The organism is Streptomyces tibetensis (assembly GCF_040647715.1).
Taxonomy (GTDB): Bacteria; Actinomycetota; Actinomycetes; order Streptomycetales; family Streptomycetaceae; genus Streptomyces; species Streptomyces tibetensis_A.
The window spans coordinates 1-1,874 of the sequence record NZ_JBEZCR010000033.1 but is presented as its reverse complement, the minus strand read 5'-3'; the positions used below and the strand labels follow the sequence as shown (position 1 = coordinate 1,874).

Sequence of the window (1,874 nt, the reverse complement as noted above, 5' to 3'; positions counted from 1 at the left end):
GCGTGGGGCTGTTCGTGGTTTCAGAACCAACACAGTGGACGCGAGCAACTGAGGACAAGCCCTCGGCCTATTAGTACCGGTCAACTCCACACGTTACCGTGCTTCCATATCCGGCCTATCAACCCAGTCGTCTACTGGGAGCCTTACCCTCTCAAGGAGGTGGGAATACTCATCTCGAAGCAGGCTTCCCGCTTAGATGCTTTCAGCGGTTATCCCTCCCGAACGTAGCCAACCAGCCATGCCCTTGGCAGAACAACTGGCACACCAGAGGTTCGTCCGTCCCGGTCCTCTCGTACTAGGGACAGCCCTTCTCAATATTCCTACGCGCACAGCGGATAGGGACCGAACTGTCTCACGACGTTCTAAACCCAGCTCGCGTACCGCTTTAATGGGCGAACAGCCCAACCCTTGGGACCGACTCCAGCCCCAGGATGCGACGAGCCGACATCGAGGTGCCAAACCATCCCGTCGATATGGACTCTTGGGGAAGATCAGCCTGTTATCCCCGGGGTACCTTTTATCCGTTGAGCGACGGCGCTTCCACAAGCCACCGCCGGATCACTAGTCCCGACTTTCGTCCCTGCTCGACCCGTCGGTCTCACAGTCAAGCTCCCTTGTGCACTTACACTCAACACCTGATTGCCAACCAGGCTGAGGGAACCTTTGGGCGCCTCCGTTACTCTTTAGGAGGCAACCGCCCCAGTTAAACTACCCATCAGACACTGTCCCTGATCCGGATCACGGACCCAGGTTAGACATCCAGCACGACCAGACTGGTATTTCAACGACGACTCCACCCACACTGGCGTGTGAGCTTCAAAGTCTCCCAGCTATCCTACACAAGCCGAACCGAACACCAATATCAAACTGTAGTAAAGGTCCCGGGGTCTTTCCGTCCTGCTGCGCGAAACGAGCATCTTTACTCGTAGTGCAATTTCACCGGGCCTATGGTTGAGACAGTCGAGAAGTCGTTACGCCATTCGTGCAGGTCGGAACTTACCCGACAAGGAATTTCGCTACCTTAGGATGGTTATAGTTACCACCGCCGTTTACTGGCGCTTAAGTTCTCAGCTTCGCCCTGACGAATCAGAGCTAACCGGTCCCCTTAACGTTCCAGCACCGGGCAGGCGTCAGTCCGTATACATCGCCTTACGGCTTCGCACGGACCTGTGTTTTTAGTAAACAGTCGCTTCTCGCTGGTCTCTGCGGCCACCCCCAGCTCACCGAGTAAATCGGATCACCGAGTGTGGCCCCCCTTCTCCCGAAGTTACGGGGGCATTTTGCCGAGTTCCTTAACCATAGTTCACCCGAACGCCTCGGTATTCTCTACCTGACCACCTGAGTCGGTTTAGGGTACGGGCCGCCATGAAACTCGCTAGAGGCTTTTCTCGACAGCATAGGATCATCCACTTCACCACAATCGGCTCGGCATCAGGTCTCAGCCACAAGTGATCCGGATTTGCCTAGATCACGGCCTACACCCTTACCCCGGGACAACCACCGCCCGGGATGGACTACCTTCCTGCGTCACCCCATCACTCACCTACTAACCGCTTGGTTCGGCGGCTCCACCACTCCCCTTCACCCGAAGGATCCAGGGCGGCTTCACGGCCTTAGCATCACGATGCTCGATGTTTGACGCTTCACAGCGGGTACCGGAATATCAACCGGTTATCCATCGACTACGCCTGTCGGCCTCGCCTTAGGTCCCGACTTACCCTGGGCAGATCAGCTTGACCCAGGAACCCTTAGTCAATCGGCGCACACGTTTCTCACGTGTGAATCGCTACTCATGCCTGCATTCTCACTCGTGAACCGTCCACAACTCGCTTCCGCGGCTGCTTCACCCGGCACACGACGCTCCCCTACCCATC

General features: G+C 56.7%; 1 rRNA gene. It reads right to left on the bottom strand.

The annotated features are described in order from the left end of the window. Positions 1–50: 50 nt before the first annotated feature. Positions 51–1,874 (bottom strand): 23S ribosomal RNA (locus AB0B29_RS37670); the annotation flags it as partial.